At 70.1% G+C, this 14,261-nt stretch carries 15 protein-coding genes; 6 read left to right on the plus strand and 9 right to left on the minus strand.

The window, feature by feature from the left end; all coding sequences use genetic code 11:
* The first annotated feature begins 12 nt into the window (after positions 1-12).
* Both DES41_RS28250 and DES41_RS28255 read left to right on the plus strand, forming a co-directional pair.
* Positions 13-873: an alpha/beta hydrolase gene (locus DES41_RS28250; protein WP_114470953.1), complete on the plus strand. Its 861-nt coding sequence runs from the start codon at positions 13-15 to the stop codon at positions 871-873.
* Between the two features lie 34 nt (positions 874-907).
* Positions 908-1,876, plus strand: coding sequence for a Bug family tripartite tricarboxylate transporter substrate binding protein (locus DES41_RS28255; RefSeq protein ID WP_170168307.1), 969 nt, complete (start codon positions 908-910; stop codon positions 1,874-1,876).
* A gap of 100 nt (positions 1,877-1,976) precedes the next feature.
* Here DES41_RS28255 and DES41_RS28260 read toward each other — a convergent pair whose 3' ends face one another.
* Positions 1,977-2,921, minus strand: a complete 945-nt coding sequence (locus DES41_RS28260; RefSeq protein WP_114470955.1) for a LysR family transcriptional regulator — start codon at positions 2,919-2,921, stop codon at positions 1,977-1,979.
* Between the two features lie 92 nt (positions 2,922-3,013).
* Between DES41_RS28260 and DES41_RS28265 the strand changes: the two genes are divergently transcribed.
* From DES41_RS28265 to DES41_RS28275, 3 genes are all read left to right on the plus strand, one after another.
* A complete protein-coding gene (locus DES41_RS28265; RefSeq protein ID WP_425466401.1) occupies positions 3,014-3,808 on the plus strand; it encodes an SDR family NAD(P)-dependent oxidoreductase in 795 nt (264 codons plus the stop codon).
* Between the two features lie 77 nt (positions 3,809-3,885).
* Positions 3,886-4,851, plus strand: coding sequence for a Bug family tripartite tricarboxylate transporter substrate binding protein (locus tag DES41_RS28270; protein WP_114470957.1), 966 nt, complete (start codon positions 3,886-3,888; stop codon positions 4,849-4,851).
* A gap of 40 nt (positions 4,852-4,891) precedes the next feature.
* Positions 4,892-5,419, plus strand: a complete 528-nt coding sequence (locus tag DES41_RS28275; protein WP_114470958.1) for a carboxymuconolactone decarboxylase family protein — start codon at positions 4,892-4,894, stop codon at positions 5,417-5,419.
* Positions 5,420-5,519: 100 nt separating this feature from the next.
* Here the strand turns inward: DES41_RS28275 and DES41_RS28280 are convergent, their stop codons facing one another.
* The 8 genes from DES41_RS28280 to DES41_RS28315 all read right to left on the minus strand — a co-directional run bounded on the left by DES41_RS28280 (position 5,520) and on the right by DES41_RS28315 (position 13,573).
* On the minus strand, positions 5,520-7,004 hold the full coding sequence (locus tag DES41_RS28280; protein WP_114470959.1) for an ABC transporter permease: 1,485 nt from the start codon (positions 7,002-7,004) through the stop codon (positions 5,520-5,522).
* Positions 7,005-7,062: 58 nt separating this feature from the next.
* The gene (locus DES41_RS28285) at positions 7,063-7,887 is read right to left on the minus strand and encodes a formate dehydrogenase accessory sulfurtransferase FdhD (protein WP_114470960.1); all 825 of its coding nucleotides are present in this window, start codon (positions 7,885-7,887) and stop codon (positions 7,063-7,065) included.
* Between the two features lie 65 nt (positions 7,888-7,952).
* Positions 7,953-8,324: a hypothetical protein gene (locus tag DES41_RS28290; protein ID WP_114470961.1), complete on the minus strand. Its 372-nt coding sequence runs from the start codon at positions 8,322-8,324 to the stop codon at positions 7,953-7,955.
* 20 nt (positions 8,325-8,344) lie between these two features.
* Positions 8,345-9,496 (minus strand): formate dehydrogenase subunit gamma, encoded by a 1,152-nt coding sequence (locus DES41_RS28295; RefSeq protein WP_114470962.1) that lies wholly within the window; start codon positions 9,494-9,496, stop codon positions 8,345-8,347.
* A gap of 23 nt (positions 9,497-9,519) precedes the next feature.
* A complete protein-coding gene (locus DES41_RS28300) occupies positions 9,520-9,756 on the minus strand; it encodes a hypothetical protein (RefSeq protein ID WP_114470963.1) in 237 nt (78 codons plus the stop codon).
* Positions 9,756-10,349 carry a formate dehydrogenase FDH3 subunit beta gene (gene fdh3B, locus DES41_RS28305; RefSeq protein ID WP_114470964.1) on the minus strand — a complete coding sequence of 198 codons (594 nt, stop codon included), beginning with the start codon at positions 10,347-10,349 and terminating at the stop codon, positions 9,756-9,758. The genes DES41_RS28300 and fdh3B overlap by 1 nt, the downstream gene beginning before the upstream one ends.
* A gap of 10 nt (positions 10,350-10,359) precedes the next feature.
* Positions 10,360-13,335, minus strand: coding sequence for a formate dehydrogenase subunit alpha (locus DES41_RS28310; protein WP_114470965.1), 2,976 nt, complete (start codon positions 13,333-13,335; stop codon positions 10,360-10,362).
* Positions 13,336-13,348: 13 nt separating this feature from the next.
* A complete protein-coding gene (locus tag DES41_RS28315) occupies positions 13,349-13,573 on the minus strand; it encodes a formate dehydrogenase (RefSeq protein WP_245965902.1) in 225 nt (74 codons plus the stop codon).
* Between the two features lie 222 nt (positions 13,574-13,795).
* Between DES41_RS28315 and DES41_RS28320 the strand changes: the two genes are divergently transcribed.
* Positions 13,796-14,260, plus strand: a complete 465-nt coding sequence (locus DES41_RS28320) for a DUF3305 domain-containing protein (protein ID WP_114471145.1) — start codon at positions 13,796-13,798, stop codon at positions 14,258-14,260.
* The last annotated feature ends 1 nt before the right edge of the window (position 14,261 follow it).

Here is a 14,261-nt window from a genome sequence, read left to right on the forward strand (position 1 = left end):
AAGGCGCATGCCATGTCGTTCCCTGATCTGCGTCCCCAGCCGCCGCTGTATCCGCAGGTGGCCGAGGACTACGCCCGCCGCGCCCTCGAACTGTCGGCCGCCGCGGTGCGCCAGACCGAGCGCATCGCCGATGTGCCGTACGGCGCGCTTGCGGAGCAGCGGCTGGACGTGTACCCCGCGCGTGCGCCGCAGCCGGGCGGCTCCGCCGTGCTGGTGTTTTTCCACGGCGGCGCCTGGACCAACGGCTACAAGGAATGGGTGGCGCTGCTGGCGCCGCCGCTGAACGCCGCGGGCATCACGCTGGTGGCGCCGTCGTACCGGCTGGCGCCGGCGAGCAAGTGGCGGGACATGCTGGACGATTGCAGTGCGGCCATCGCCTGGGTGCACGCCAACATCCATCGCCATGGCGGCGATCCGCGGCGCATGGCCGTCGGCGGCCATTCCGCCGGCGGGCACCTCACGTCGCTGGCGGTGCTGCAAGGCGAGGGGCTGCGCGCACGCGGCATGCCGCCCGCCGCCATCGTCGCCTGCCTGCCGCTGTGCGCGCCCCTGGACATCCGCTATCCCGACGCACAGCCGGGCAGCGGGGAAGAGCGCACCCACCAGATGATCCTCGGCGACCGTGCGGAGGCAGCCAGCGCCAGCCCGATCTGCCACGTTCACGACGCGATGCCGTTCATGCTCCTCGCGCATGCACGGGACGATCTGCCACGCATCGTCGCCGGCAACGAGTCCATGGCGCAGGCATTGCGCCAGCGCCGCTGCGCGCACGCGACGCTGCTGCTGGACGGCGACCACTTCGCCCCGGCCATCGCAGCGGGGGATGCGCAGTCGCCGTGGACGGCGCGCGTCATCCAGCTGCTTCGCACCTGATCTGCTCTACCACCCCGCCCACCGAGGACATTCCATGCACTTCACCCGATCCCTGATGCTGGCCGGCGCGCTGGCACTCTCCGTGGCCGCCCAGGCACAGTCCTGGCCCACCAAGCCCGTGCGGCTGGTCATCCCGTATGCCGCAGGCTCCGGTCCCGACGTGGCCACACGTCCGCTCGCGGAAAGCCTGGGCAAGATCCTGGGGCAGGCGGTGGTGATCGAGAACTCGTCGAGTGCCGGTGGCATCGTCGGCACCAGCACAGTCGCCAGGGCCGCGCCGGACGGCTACACCTTCGGCTTCGGCAACAACATCACGCTGGCGGTGAACAAAAGCTTTTTCGACAAGCTGCCCTACGACCCGGCGAAGGACCTGGTGCCAGTGGCGTTCCTGTTCGACAACCCCTACATCCTCGTCGCGGGCAAGGACTTCAAGGCCAACACGCTCAAGGAGCTGGTGGACCAGGCCAAGGCCAACCCCGGCAAGATCAGCTTCGGCTCCGGCACGGGCGTGGGCTCGGGCAGCCACCTGACGGGCGAGATGATGAAGGCCGTCGCGAAGATCGACATCGTGCACATCCCGTACCGCAGCGGATCGCAGGCCCTGTCCGACCTGATCAGCGGGCGTGTCGATGTGATGTTCGACAACGTCAACGGCGTGCAGCAGTTTCTCAAGAACGGCACGGCCAAGGCCCTTGCCGTCACCAGCGCGAAGCGTCTGGACATCCTGCCGGATGTGCCGACCATGGCCGAGGCCGGCTTCCCCGGGTTCAGCGCAGTGGCGTGGGGCGGCATCGTCGCGCCGAAAGGCACGCCGGACGAGATCGTCCAGCGCATGAACCAGGCGGTCGCGCAGGCCCTGAAGACCCCGGAAGTCGTGCAGGCGAACACGACCATGGCCTTGAATCCCCGCACCTCCAGCCCGCGCGAGTTCGCCGCGTTCGTCGCGGAAGAAACCGCGAAGTGGGCCGAGCTGGTGCGCATCTCCGGTGCCAAGCCGCAGTGATGGCTGAGCCCTCTCGTGCTCGGCGCCATCCCGGGCAGGCGCGGGGCTGCCGCGGCAAGCCCGGCTGCAGCGCGGAGATGCGCCAATGGCCGGTGCCTGCTCAGCGCCGCGCCGCCTTGCCCGGCGGCAGCACCAGTCCCGCGTGCTGCGCGATCAACTGCCGGGCGACGGCACGCACCTCCTGCATGGCCTGCCGCGCAATGTCGCTGGGCTCGCTGCGCTCGCGCGTGACGATGCCCACCGAGCGCACCGGCCCGTCGCTGATCTCCGAGACCCGCATGCCGCCCAGGTCCAGCAGCGGCATCATGCCCAGGTAGGGCAGCACCGCGACGCCCAGCCCCTGGCGCACGAAGCCGGCGATGGTGCCCACCTGGTCGAACTGCATCTTGGGCCTGAACTCCATGCCACGCTGCAGGTAGGCCGCCACCATGTAACGCATCGCGGTGCTGGCATCGGTCATGCTGATCAGCGGCAGTTCCACCAGTTCATCCAGGGTCCTGCTGGCGCCCACACGCCGGCGCCAGCGGCCGGCCGACAGCAGCACGAAGCGGTCGCGCAGCACCTCCTCGTAGTGCAGCTCAGGGTGCGAAGGCGCTACCGAAGCCAGCGAGAAATCGACATGGTGGTTGGCCAGTTGCTGGATGGAGGCCGCGTTGCTGCAATCGCGGATGGTGATGTGCGGCGTGCCGTAGCGCTGCTCCAGGGCCGCGCACGCGGCCGGCAGCAGCACATTGGCCAGCGAAGGCAGCGAGGCGATGCGCAGCTGGCGCGTTTCCTCTTCGGCATGCGCCTGCAGGCGCAGCAGGCCGGCGTCGAACTCGCCGACCACCTTGCGTGCGACCAGCACCAGGCGTTGGCCCGCTGGCGTGAGGCGCACCGCGCGCGTGGTCCGCTCGAACAGTTTCAGCCCCAGCGCCTCCTCCAGATCGCGGATGGCCTTGCTCAGCGAGGGCTGCGTCACGAAAAACTGCTCCGCTGTGCGGCTGAAGTTCAGCGACTCGGACAGCGCCAGGAACATGCGCAGCTGGCGCGGCGTGGCATTCATGCCTTGATTCTATGAATGGATAGAAAGAAAGAACTTCTACAATGGATCGCCGCTGCCTAGGATCGCCGCTTTCCGATCGACGAGGAGACGATGTGCTGAATCTGAAGGGCAAGGTGGCGCTGGTGATGGGTTGCGGCGCGGTGGGCGAGGGCTGGGGCAACGGCCGCGCCACGGCGGTGCTGTTCGCGCGGCAGGGTGCGCAGGTGTACGGCACCGACCTGCGCCTGGCCGCTGCGCAGGCCACGCGGGCGATCATCGCGTCCGAGGGCGGCGAGGCCGAGGTCGCGGCCTGCGACGTCACGCAGTCCGACCAGGTCGAACGCGCCGTGGCCGACTGCATCGCGCGCTTCGGGCGCATCGACGTGCTGGTCAACAACGTCGGCCTGTCGCAGCCCGGCGGGCCGGTGGACATGGACGAGGCGGTGTGGGATGCGCAGATGGACGTGAACCTCAAGAGCGCCTTTCTCACCTGCAAGCACGTCATCCCCGGCATGCGCGCGCGCGGCAGCGGTGCCGTCGTCAACGTGTCCTCGGTGGCGGGCCTGCGCTACGTGGGCAAGCCGCAGGTGGCCTATGCGGCGGCCAAGGCCGGGCTGATGCACTTCACGCGCACCAGCGCCGTGATCCACGCGGCCGATGGCATCCGCATGAACTGCGTGGTGCCGGGCCTGATGCACACGCCGCTGCTCGAAGGCCTGGCCGCCAAGTACGCCAAGGGCGATACCGAGGGCTTCATCGCGCACCGCAACAACCAGGTGCCGATGCGGCACATGGGCGACGGCTGGGACACGGCCCATGCGGCCCTGTTCCTGGCGGCCGACGAGAGCCGCTATGTCACCGGCACCGAGATCGTGGTCGACGGCGGCCTGGTGGCCGCCACGCGCTGACGGGTCGCAGTACCCACCGCAGCGTGCCGGCCGCAGCCGGCACGCGACGCATTCCCCCAAGAACAGGAGACAACACCATGCTGCGCAGAACCCTCATCCATGCCCTGGCCGCCACCCTGGCGTGCACGCTGCCGGCGCTGGCCGGCGCCCAGGCCTACCCCAGCCAGCCGGTGCGGCTGATCGTGCCGTTCGCACCGGGTGGCGCCGTCGACCAGACGGCGCGCACCATCAGCAACACGCTGGGCGAACGGCTCGGGCAATCCATCGTGGTGGAGAACCGGCCTGGCGCCAGCGGCTCGCTGGGTGCGGGTGAACTGCGGCGCGGCAAGCCCGACGGTTACACGCTGCTGCTGGCACTCGACTCCCAGGCGGTGAACCACCACATCGTCAAGAGCCTGCCGTTCGACACGTTCAAGGACTTCGACTACCTGAGCCTGCTGGTCACCACACCCCAGGTGCTGGTGGGGCGCAACGAGCTGCCGGTGCAGAACCTCGATCAGCTGGTCGCCTACCTCAAGGCCCGGCCCGGCACGGCCTACGGCTCGGCAGGAACCGCCTCGGCCGGGCATGTGAACAGCGCTCAGCTGTCCATCGCCAAAGGCCTGCAGACCACCCACGTGCCGTACAAGGGTGCCGCGCCGCTGCTGTCCGACCTGCTGGGCGGGCACATCGACTTTGCGTTCGCCGGGCTGTCGGTGATGCTGCCGCACATCCAGGCGGGCAAGATGCGGGCGATCGCCGTCAGCACGGCGGCCCGGTCACGCCAGCTGCCGCAGGTGCCGGCCATGAACGAGCTGATCCCGGGCTTCGAGTTCCCGACCTGGATCGGCCTCGTCGGGCCGACCGGCCCGCAGGCCGACGTGCGCGCGAAGATCCTGAAGGCGTTCCAGGAGACCATGCGCGACCCGCAGGTCGCTGCGCGCTTCGCGGACAACGCCTTCGACATCGTCAGCAGCACGCCCGAGGCCTTCGCCGACCGCGTGCGCAAGGACGACCAGGTCATGGCCGACCTGGTCAAGCGCAAGATCGTGGGCGCCGACTGACGCCGCCCCCCCTGTTCCCCAACCACCATCCGAACCCGACATGGCCCGCATTCCCTACGCCCGCCTGGACGACGACGCCGTCCGCCCCCTTGCCGAGCGCATCACCGCCGAGCGCGGCAGCGTGCTGCACCTGTACCAGATGCTGCTGCACAGCCCGCCCGTGGCGCAGGGCTGGCTGGGCTACCTGACGGCGATCCGCCAGCAATCCAGCCTGCCTGGCGCGCTGCGCGAGCTGGTCATCATGCGCGTGGCGCTGGTCAACGGTGCACCGTACGAGGCCGACCAGCACGCGCCCATCGCACGCCAGGAGGGGGTCAGCCAGGCCAAGCTCGACGCGCTGGAACGCTGGGAGGCCAGCACGCTGTTCGATGCGACCGAGCGCGCCGTGCTCGCCTACACCGACGCGATGACGCGGAACGTGCATGTGGACGACGCCGTCTTCGCCGCGGTGGCGCAGTGCTTCACGCCGCCCTTGCTGGTGGAGCTGACCGCCACGATCGCCGCCTACAACATGGTCTCGCGCTTCCTGGAAGCGCTGCAGATCCATTCGAACGACGTGCGCGCGTGACCTGAGCGCGTGTGGCCGGGGGCCAGGGCGCACCGGGAGGCCGCCATGGACCTGGACCGCTGCACGACCGCCTCGCGCGCTTCGCCTGCCGGGCAGGACCTCAGCGCCAGCCCAGCTCGCCCGCCAGGAACTGGGCCGCCTCATCGGGCAGCGGCGTGCCGCCGAAGAACTGCGCCGCAGGCCGCTCGACGACGAGCCGCCCGCCCTGCAGGTACGCCACGCGCGTGGCCAGGCGCCGGGCCTGGCCCAGGTGGTGGGTGCTCATGGCGACCGTGATGCCGCCCTGCGCCATTGCATGCACCAGGGTCTCGATCTCGCGCTGGGCGCCCGGGTCCAGGCTGGCCGTGGGTTCGTCCAGGAACAGGATGTCCGGCTGCAGGCTCCAGGCCCGCGCCAGCCCCAGGCGCTGCTGCTGGCCGCCCGACAAGACGCGCGCAGGCCGGCCGGCTTGCGCAAGCAGGCCCACGCACGCCAGCGCGTCGTGGCAGCGTGCCGCGCGCTCGGCTGCGGGCACGCCGGCCAGCCACAGGCCGACCAGCACATTGCGCCGCACCGACAGCCGCAGCAGGAACGGCCGCTGGAAGACCATGGCGGTGCGCGGCAGCCGGCCTTCGGGTTGCAGCGCCAGGTGGGTGCAGCGGCCGGTGCTGGGCCGCTGGCCCTGCAGCGCCCGCAGCAGCGTGGTCTTGCCCGAGCCGTTCGCACCCACCAGCACGAGGCGGTCGCCGCGCCGCAGCGTGAGCGAGACGTCCTGCAGCGCACGGACCTGCCCGAAGCGGACCGACACCTGCTCGGCCACCACCAGCGGGGCGCCCGGTGTGGCGGGCGCCGCCGGACGGCGTGGCACGGGTGCCGGCGCGGGCACGGGGTTCGTGCCTGCACCCCGGGGCATCCGCCCGCCCAGCCAGTGCAGCAGGCCGATGGCGCCGTTGACGGCGCCCACCACCGCCAGCAGCACGCCGCCCAGCGCCAGCGCCAGCCCCAGGTCGCCCTTGCTGGTTTCCAGCGCGATGGTGGTGGTCATCACGCGCGTGATGCCGGCGATGTTGCCGCCCACGATCATCACCGCGCCGACCTCGGCGATGGCGCGCGCGAAGGCGGTCAGCAGCACGGTGGCCACGCCGAGCCGGTCGTGCACCAGCATCAGCAGCGCCGCCGTCAAGGGCCGCGCGCCCAGCGTGTGCAGCTGGTCGCCGCCTTCGGCCAGCGCTGCCAGCACCAGCCGGCGCGTCAGCGCCGCGACCAGCGGGGTGACGAGCAGGCTTTGCGCCACCACCATGGCGGTCGGCGTGAACAGGATGCCCAGCGCGCCCAGCGGGCCCGAACGCGACAGCAGCAGGTAGACCAGCAGGCCGACGACGACGGCCGGCAGGGCCAGCAGCGTGTTCACCAGCCAGACCAGCAGCGCATGGCCAGGAAAGCGCGCCACCGCGAGCCAGGCACCCAGCAGCAGGCCCGCCACGGCGCCCGCGGCCGATGCCGTGGCGCTGACCCGCAGCGACAGCGCCACGATGCCGAGCAGTTCGGGATCGGCCTTCAGGACGAGTTGCCAGGCCAGTGCCCAGCTGTCGGTGATGGTGTGCATCGCGGGGCCGCATTGTCGGGGCAGCCGCGCTGCGGCCGGGCCGCCAGGCCAGGGCGGCTCAGGCCGGGGCCGGCCCTGCGGCCTGCGGCTCGGCGTCGAAACGCTCCAGCCCCGTGTAGCACAGGAAGTGCCGGTTGGCCGCCCGGCCGAACAGGCACATGCCCAGGCGCATCGCCAGGTCGTGGCCCATGGCCGTCACGCCGTTGCGCGAGACCACGATGGGCACGCCCATCTGCGCCGCCTTGATCACCATTTCGCTGGTCAGCCGGCCGGTGGTGAAGAAGACCTTGTCGGCGCCGCCCACGCCGTGCACGAGCATCCAGCCGGCGATGGTGTCGATGGCGTTGTGCCGCCCCACATCCTCGGCGAACACCAGCATGCCGGAGCCCTGGAACAGCGCGCAGCCGTGCACCGAGCCGGCGCGGCGGTGCACGGTGTCGCGCTGCTTCAGGCTGTCCAGCAGGCCGTACAGCTGGCGCTGGGAGATGCGGGCGTCCTGCGCGTCGGGCAACTGCAGGCCGTCGAGTGCGCCCATCGCCTCGCCGAACACCGTGCCCTGGCCGCAGCCCGTGGTCACGATGCGGTGGGCCGTGCGTGCCTCCAGGTCGGCCAGCCCCGCGCGCGTGCGGACCGCAGCGGCATCCACCTCCCAATCCACGCTGACGGACTGCACATCGTCGCGCCGCGCGATGAGCCGCTGGTTGAGCAGGTAGCCCAGCACCAGCAGCTCGGGCTGGGCGCCCAGCGTCATGAGCGTGACGAGCTCGCGCTTGTCGACGAACACGGTCAACGGGCGTTCGGCCGGAATCTCGATGCTGCGGCGTTCGCCGTGCTGGTCGAGGATCTCGATGCTGCGCAGCAGCGGCGCGCCCGCTTGCGTCATGCGCGGCGCACCAGGCAGCGGGCGGTGCGCTGCGCTGGCCTCGAACCCGGTCGCGCCAGGCGCGTTCAGGGCTTGGACCCTGCGGCCGCGGGCTGCGTGGTGTTGTGCGGCGTGGCCGCTGTCTGCGGCGGCGAATGCGCGCCAGCGGCTTCCAGCGGCTTGGACTCGGGCGGCACGTAGTTGAAGGCGCCCGGATCGCTGCACGGCGGCGTGGGGGTGGGCTGCGCGGCCTTGCCTTCGGCGCGCGCGCGCTCCAGGTAGGCGGCGGCCACGCGGTCCATCGACTGGCACAGCTGGTAGGCGGCCACCTTGTCGGACCAGGCCGTGCGCGCGGTGGTCTCGGCGGCCTTGGCCTTGGCCTCGTCCGACAGCGCAGGCAACTTGGCCGAGGCGCCGCCAGCGGCAAGGACGAGGGCCAGCAGGGCAATGGGTCTCATGGGGGTCTCCGGAGGGCGGGTCACGCCTGGCGGGCCTGGGGCAGGGGCTCCTTGGCGGCCCCAGCGCCCGAGCGCTGCGCGGGAATCTTGCCGGCCCGGATGTCGTCATGCCAGAGCGCGTGGTGCTCCTGGGCCCAGGCGTCGCTGACGTAGCCGGTGCGCATGGCCTTGTAGGCGCCCCGCATGCCGAGCGTGCCCAGGTAGATGTGGCCGAAGAAGGCGCACAGCATCAGCACCGCGCCCGTGGCATGGAACATGTGGGCGATCTGCATGGTGCCGCGCGTGTAGGCCAGGTTCGGCACCAGGTGGTCCAGCACCAGGCCGGAGACCACCACCGTCAGGCCCAGCGCGAACACGCCGCCCCAGAAAATGCCCTTCTCGCCGGCGTTGAAGCGGTGCGAGGGCACCTCGTGGTCGGAGAACATGCCGCCGGCCTTCTTCACCCAGGTCCAGTCCTCGCGGCGCGGCAGGTTGTCCTTCACGAAGGTGAAGAAGATGACCACCAGCGAGACCGCGAACAGCGGCCCCACGAAGTTGTGCAGCGTCTTGAGCCCGTAGGTGACGAGGCCGAAGACGGTGTGCCCCATCCACGGCAGCAGCAGGAACTTGCCGAAGGCCATGACCACGCCGGAGATGCCCAGCAGCACGAAAGCGATGGCGTTGAGCCAGTGGGCGGCGCGCTCGAAGGGCGTGAAGCGCTCGATGCGCCGGCCGCCCTCGGCGCTGGCGTGCCCCATGGTGCCGCGGCCGAAGTAGAACAATGCGATGGCGACCAGCGCGATCAGCATCAGCGCGCCACCGTAGGGAATGATCACGCGGTTGCGCACCTGCCGCCAGGCTTCGCCGGCCGTGGCGTAGTCGGAGCCGGGGTAGCGCTCGAAGCGCTGGATCAGCACGCCCTTCTCCAGGCCGGGGATCTGCGTCACGCCCGCGACCTCGCCCGAGTTGCGCACGCCGCGCCAGAACGGCGCGTTGTTGCCGGGCTGCGACTTCGCCCGCGCCGCGTTGCTGTCGTCGGCCTTCGGCTCAGCCGGTGCGACGAAGCCCGGCGGTGGGCCGTTGGCCGCCGTTGCGGCGGGCTCGGTCGCGGCAGCCGGGGCAGGGGCCTGGGCCCAGGCCCCCGCAGCCCCCAGCAGGGCGACCGCGATCCAGCGGGAAAGCGCCTTGTTCATGGTCGGGGCCTTTGCATCGGGGTTCAGGGCGTCAGCCGCAGGTACTCGTTCTGGCCGCGGTTGCGTTGCTTGATCTGCTCGTCCCAACTGGCCTGGTCGCCGGCTTTCCAGCCCGGCGCGCTGAAGCCGGTCTGCGGGCCGTTCCAGGCCGGCGTGCTGTTGCCATGGCTGGTGCCCGCATGCTGCGGCTTCTCGCCGCAGGCGGTCAGCAGCAGCGCGGCGGTGGCCAGCGCGGTGCAGCGGATGGAGGCGCGGGCCATCACTTGCCCGGCTTTCCGTAGGCCGTGCCCCAGCCCCAGACCTCGCTGCCCTTGCCACGGTGCAGCACGCGGGTGCGGAAGATGTCGGCCACCACATCGCCGTCACCGCCCAGCAGCGCCTTGGTCGAGCACATCTCGGCGCAGGCCGGCAGCTTGCCTTCGGACAGCCGGTTGCGGCCGTACTTCTCGTTCTCGGCGGCGCTGCCATGCTCTTCAGGGCCGCCAGCGCAGAAGGTGCACTTGTCCATCTTGCCGCGCAGGCCGAAGGTGCCGTTGCTCGGGAACTGTGGCGCACCGAAGGGGCAGGCGTAGCTGCAGTAGCCGCAGCCGATGCACACGTCTTTGTCGTGCAGCACCACGCCCTCGTCGGTGCGGTAGAAGCAGTCGACCGGGCACACCGCCATGCAGGGCGCGTCGCTGCAGTGCATGCAGGCGACCGAGATGCTTTTCTCGCCCGGCTCGCCGTCGCCCATGGTGACCACGCGGCGGCGGTTCACGCCCCAGGGCACATCGTTCTCGGCCTTGCAGGCGGTGACGCAGCCGTTGCATTCGATGCAGCGCTCCGCGTCGCAGATGAATTTCATGCGTGCCATGTCGTTCTCCTTATGCGGCCTTCTCGATCTGGCACACGGTGGTCTTGGTTTCCTGCATCATCGTGACGCTGTCGTAGCCGTAGGTGGTGGCGGTGTTGATCGCCTCGCCGCGCACGATGGGCATCGCGCCCTCGGGGTAGTACTTGGCCAGGTCCATGCCGCCCCAGCGGCCCGAGAAGTGGAACGGCAGGAACACCGTGCCCGCGTCGACCCGCTCGGTCACGAGGGCCCGCACCTTGAGGCCCTTGAAGTCGGGCAGGGCCGCCATCGGCGGGGTCTTGACCCAGACCTGGTCGCCGTTGCGGATGCCGCGGTCGTTGGCGGCGCGCGGGTTGATCTCGACGAACATCTCCTGCTGCAACTCGGCCAGCCAGGGGTTGGAGCGCGTCTCCTCGCCGCCGCCTTCGTACTCCACCAGCCGGCCGGAGGTCATGACCAGCGGGAAGGTCTTGCCGATGTCCTTGTTCTGATCCTGCACCGTCTTGTACAGCGTGGGCAGGCGCCAGAAGGCCTTCTTGTCGTCGTGCGTCGGGTACTTGGCGACGAGGTCGGCACGCGTGCTGTACAGCGGCTCGCGGTGCTGCGGGATCGGGTCGGGGAAGTTCCAGACCACGGCCCGCGCCTTGGCATTGCCGAAAGGGTGGCAGCCGTGGTTCTTCATGGTCACGCGGATGATGGCACCCGTGGGGTCGGTCTTCCAGTTCTTGCCCTCGGCCGCCTTCTGCTCGGCTTCGCTGAGCTCACTCCACCACCCCAGTTTCTTGAGCAGCAGGTGGTCGAATTCGGGGTAGCCGGTCGTGAGGTCCGCGCCCTTGCTGTAGGAGCCGTCGGCGGCCAGCAGCGACACCCCGGCGCGTTCCACGCCGAAGTTCGCGCGAAAGTTGCCGCCGCCGTCCATCACGTGCTGGCTGGTGTCGTACAGGTTGGCCGTGCCGGGGTGCTTCATCTCCGGCGTGCCCCAGCAGGGCCATGGCAGGCCGAAGAAGTCGCCGTCCAGCACGTAGCCGGTCTCCTTGTCGATGCCGCCCTTGGCGCGCAGCGTCTTCACGTCGAAGACGTTCATGTTGCGCATGTGCGCCTTCAGCCGCTCGGGGCTCTGCCCGGTGTAGCCGATGGTCCAGACGCACTTGTTGATCTCGCGCAGGATGTCCTCGGGCACGGGCTCGTCCAGGCCCTTGACCTTCTGCATCTTGTAGTTCTTGACCAGCTCCTTGCCGAAGCCCAGCTTCTCGGCCAGCTGGTACATGATCATGTGGTCGCTGCGGCTTTCCCACAGCGGCTCGATCACCTTCTCGCGCCACTGCAGCGACCGGTTGGAGGCCGTGCACGAGCCGCTGGTCTCGAACTGCGTGGTCGCCGGCAGCAGGTACGTGGCGCGGTTGGGGTTGAGCTCGCCGGGCTTGCCGGGCATGGCCGCCATCGCCGCCGTGGCGCTGGGGAAGGGGTCGATCACCACCAGCAGGTCGAGCTTGTCCAGCGCGGTCTTCATCTCCAGGCCGCGCGTCTGCGAGTTCGGCGCGTGCCCCCAGAAGAACAGGCCGCGCAGGTTGCTGTCCTGGTCGATCAGTTCGTTCTTCTCGAGCACGCCGTCGATCCAGCGCGAGACCGTCATGCCGGGCTTGGTCATCATGCCCGGCGCGTACTGCTGCTTCATCCACTCGAAGTCCACGCCCCAGGTGGCCGCGAAGTGCTTGAACGCGCCTTCGGCCAGCCCGTAGTAGCCGGGCAGGGAATCCGGGTTGGGGCCGACGTCGGTGGCGCCCTGCACGTTGTCGTGGCCACGGAAGATATTGGCGCCGCCGCCCGACTTGCCGATGTTGCCCAGCGCCAGCTGCAGGATGCAGGAGGCGCGCACCATGGCGTTGCCGATGGTGTGCTGCGTCTGCCCCATGCACCACACCAGCGTGCTCGGCCGGTTCTCGGCCATGATCCGGGCGACCTTGAGCGTGGTGGCCTCGTCCACGCCGCAGACCTCCTGCACCTTGTCGGGCGTCCACTTGGCCAGCACCTCCTCGCGCACCTGGTCCATGCCGTAGACGCGGTCCTCCAGGTACTTCTTGTCTTCCCAGCCGTTCTTGAACACCTGGTAGAGCACGCCGAACAGGAACGCGATGTCGGTGCCCGAGCGGATGCGCACGTACTCGTCGGCCTTGGCCGCGGTGCGCGTGAAGCGCGGGTCCACGACGATCACCTTGCAGCCCGTCTCCTTGGCATGCAGCAGGTGCAGCATGGACACCGGGTGCGCCTCGGCCGCGTTGGAGCCGATGTACAGCGCCGCCTTGGCGTTCTGCATGTCGTTGTAGGAGTTGGTCATCGCGCCATACCCCCACGTGTTGGCCACGCCCGCCACCGTGGTGCTGTGGCAGATGCGGGCCTGGTGGTCGGTGTTGTTGCTGCCCCAGAACGACAGCCACTTGCGCAGCAGGTAGGCCTGCTCGTTGTTGTGCTTGGACGAGCCGACGATGAAGATGGAATCGGGCCCGCTGGCCTTCTTGAGCTCCAGCATCTTGGCGCTGATCTCGCTCAAAGCCTGGTCCCAGCCGATGCGCTCGTACTTGCCGTTGACCAGCTTCATCGGGTACTTCAGGCGGAATTCGCCATGCCCGTGCTCGCGCAGCGCTGCCCCCTTGGCGCAATGCGCCCCCAGGTTGATGGGCGAGTCGAACACCGGCTCCTGGCGGACCCACACGCCGTTCTCGACCACGGCGTCCACCGCGCAACCCACCGAGCAGTGGCCGCAGACGGTGCGCTTGACCTCGACCTTGCCCTTGCCGGTGGCCGGCGCGTCGGCCGCGGCCTCGACCTTTTTGACCAGCGTCAGCTGCGACGCGGCGATGCCGGCGCCCACGCCCAGCCCGGAGCGGCGCAGGAAGGCCCGGCGGTCGACGGTGGGCACTGCATGGGCCAGTCCACGTGCCAGCTGGGCCACCAGGCCCGAGGACATGTGCACCGGGTGCGTGGCAGAAGACTTGCGGGTGAGCAACATGGCGCTCTCCTGCTCAGACCCGCGCGGTCTGGTAGTAGCGCTTCACGTGTTCCGTGAGCTGGTAGCCGGAGCCGGCAGGCTGCGGGGCGGCGGCATCGGCAGGGGCTGCGCTGCGCACGGCGCCCGGGAGCACGGTGGCCGCCGCCGCTGCGGCGCCCGCGACGCCGACGCCGGCGAACACGGTGCGGCGTGACAAAGCGGGCTGGCGCATCTCGCGCGAAGGGTTTGGCTGGGACATCTGGCTAACCTCTCTCCGGCGCGATCGCCGGCACAGCGACACATATTACCGACCGAGCATATGACGCACCTGAATTCCCGCATGCTGGGGATTGCCCCGATCTGTGGCGCCAGGGGGGCCAGGGCTACACTGCCGCGCATCGGCCGCACAGCGGGCCGCCAACCGGCGCCGCGGCGCCGCGGAGTGTCCACCACGGTGTTCTCGAACGAGCTTCCTCCCTGCATGTGCGTCGCGGTGCGCATCGACCGCCTGCGGCAACCCAGCCGCTGGGAGGAGTGGCGTTTCAGCATCGCCGAGGTCGTTGCCGACGATGGCGGCTTCGGCAGCGCCCCCCGGCTGCTGCGCGACGACGGCCGCTGCGCGCAGTGGCTGTTCCCCGGCCTGCCCGTCACCCTGCACCGCGATGAGGCCGAGGGCTATTATCTCAACCTCAGTTCCGGCGGGCCCGTCTGGTTCGTCATGTGGCGCATCGACCACGCCGACCCATCGCGCGCCTGGCCCGAGATCGTGACCCTCTCCTACAACGAGGCCGGCCGCTTGCTCGACGCGCAGGAGCGCGTGGACAACTGCCCGCTGGACGAGCGCGTGCGCGCCGCGCTGCAGGATTTCGTCGACGTGCACTACCGGCCCGAGCCCAAGCGGCGCAAGCGCCCGGCGTCCTTCGTTGCGCCGCAAGAGCGGCGCTGAG

The sequence above is a fragment of the Pseudorhodoferax soli genome, assembly GCF_003337555.1.
Classification (GTDB): Bacteria; Pseudomonadota; Gammaproteobacteria; order Burkholderiales; family Burkholderiaceae_C; genus Pseudorhodoferax; species Pseudorhodoferax soli.

Coding starts and splice junctions, on each gene's coding strand:
- DES41_RS28280 (WP_114470959.1), bottom strand. CDS start 7,004: ATGCACACCATCACCGACAGCTGGGCACTGGCCTGGCAACTCGTCCTG.
- DES41_RS28315 (WP_245965902.1), bottom strand. CDS start 13,573: ATGTCCCAGCCAAACCCTTCGCGCGAGATGCGCCAGCCCGCTTTGTCA.
- DES41_RS28270 (WP_114470957.1), top strand. CDS start 3,886: ATGCTGCGCAGAACCCTCATCCATGCCCTGGCCGCCACCCTGGCGTGC.
- DES41_RS28285 (WP_114470960.1), bottom strand. CDS start 7,887: ATGACGCAAGCGGGCGCGCCGCTGCTGCGCAGCATCGAGATCCTCGAC.
- DES41_RS28260 (WP_114470955.1), bottom strand. CDS start 2,921: ATGAATGCCACGCCGCGCCAGCTGCGCATGTTCCTGGCGCTGTCCGAG.
- DES41_RS28255 (WP_170168307.1), top strand. CDS start 908: ATGCACTTCACCCGATCCCTGATGCTGGCCGGCGCGCTGGCACTCTCC.
- DES41_RS28320 (WP_114471145.1), top strand. CDS start 13,796: ATGTGCGTCGCGGTGCGCATCGACCGCCTGCGGCAACCCAGCCGCTGG.
- DES41_RS28310 (WP_114470965.1), bottom strand. CDS start 13,335: ATGTTGCTCACCCGCAAGTCTTCTGCCACGCACCCGGTGCACATGTCC.
- DES41_RS28250 (WP_114470953.1), top strand. CDS start 13: ATGTCGTTCCCTGATCTGCGTCCCCAGCCGCCGCTGTATCCGCAGGTG.
- DES41_RS28275 (WP_114470958.1), top strand. CDS start 4,892: ATGGCCCGCATTCCCTACGCCCGCCTGGACGACGACGCCGTCCGCCCC.
- DES41_RS28300 (WP_114470963.1), bottom strand. CDS start 9,756: ATGGCCCGCGCCTCCATCCGCTGCACCGCGCTGGCCACCGCCGCGCTG.
- fdh3B (WP_114470964.1), bottom strand. CDS start 10,349: ATGGCACGCATGAAATTCATCTGCGACGCGGAGCGCTGCATCGAATGC.
- DES41_RS28290 (WP_114470961.1), bottom strand. CDS start 8,324: ATGAGACCCATTGCCCTGCTGGCCCTCGTCCTTGCCGCTGGCGGCGCC.
- DES41_RS28295 (WP_114470962.1), bottom strand. CDS start 9,496: ATGAACAAGGCGCTTTCCCGCTGGATCGCGGTCGCCCTGCTGGGGGCT.